At 41.7% G+C, this 920-nt stretch carries 2 protein-coding genes; one reads left to right on the top strand and one right to left on the bottom strand.

Features of this window, described 5'->3' with window-relative positions; translation table 11 throughout:
* The first annotated feature begins 177 nt into the window (after positions 1–177).
* The gene (locus DA100_RS20940) at positions 178–342 is read left to right on the top strand and encodes a hypothetical protein (protein ID WP_171052180.1); all 165 of its coding nucleotides are present in this window, start codon (positions 178–180) and stop codon (positions 340–342) included.
* A gap of 242 nt (positions 343–584) precedes the next feature.
* Here the strand turns inward: DA100_RS20940 and DA100_RS08340 are convergent.
* Positions 585–920 (bottom strand): transposase (locus DA100_RS08340; RefSeq protein ID WP_138971551.1); only part of this gene is annotated, 336 nt, incomplete at its 5' end.

The raw sequence follows: 920 nt of genomic DNA on the forward strand, positions 1-920 counted from the left end.
ATCTGAGGCCACGGGCGGCGAAGATGAGAATTTAGATTTTTTCTTTTTCATGCATTAAGCATGACGGCTAGAAATGATCACTCAATTAGGAATGTTGGATCAATTGCGTTAACTCACACTTTTTGTCAATGGACTGCTGGTGAACGCTTACCGTTTTTTGATTACAGGAGATGACTCATGAAACAACATAAAGCAAAGACTAATCTAGGCATTTCATTTAAAGTCGTGACGCCTAAAGGTTATGTTCGCAAGACTAAGCCTTTGAAAGATGAATATAAAAAAGTTGAGGAGTTGCAGGACAATCATCACAATCCAAATGCACCTGCTCATATTGTCTGCTAAAGCATTTCAGCGTGATTCTCAACGCTTATATGGACTCCCTATTGTTGTCAAAAAGTATTGTTAACGAAGGTTAGATGCTTGCTTATATACGGGCTCTAGTTGAGAAGCTATCTCGGGCCACTTTGATGTGTTCGCACCGTCATGACTTTATCTTGGCAGCGGTATTTAATACCTAAGCGTTGCACAGTCTCTTGAAGGTTGGTCTTACCTGTTCGTTATCACGGTCTTTTTGACTAACTCTGTTAAGCCACAAGGAATTGTGGCTTGTAATCCTCTCCGCTTTCTATCATAGCGAAGGCTGTTCGTACGGTCTTATTTGCCAATGCTATTGCAGCAACCTTTTTCCCACGTCTTACCGTCATTGCTTTAAGCCATTGCTCTTTTGATGTACGAGCTTCTCGCTTTTCTAATTTGCAAACGACCCCAATGGCTCCATTGTAGAGGGCGTTACGCAGAGTGTTGTTGCCACAGCGTTTAGCAATAGCCCCTATATTTTGTTTGCCTCCACTACTATGTTGAACAGGAGTTAATCCCAGACAGGCAGAAGCATGTCGTCCTTTTGAAAAATGGTCTTTTTG

The organism is Vibrio sp. Hep-1b-8 (genome assembly GCF_006124995.1).
Taxonomy (GTDB): domain Bacteria; phylum Pseudomonadota; class Gammaproteobacteria; order Enterobacterales; family Vibrionaceae; genus Vibrio.

Bases quoted from the DNA above. Each gene is read 5' to 3' on its own strand.
- DA100_RS20940 (WP_171052180.1), top strand. From the start codon at position 178: ATGAAACAACATAAAGCAAAGACTAATCTAGGCATTTCATTTAAAGTC.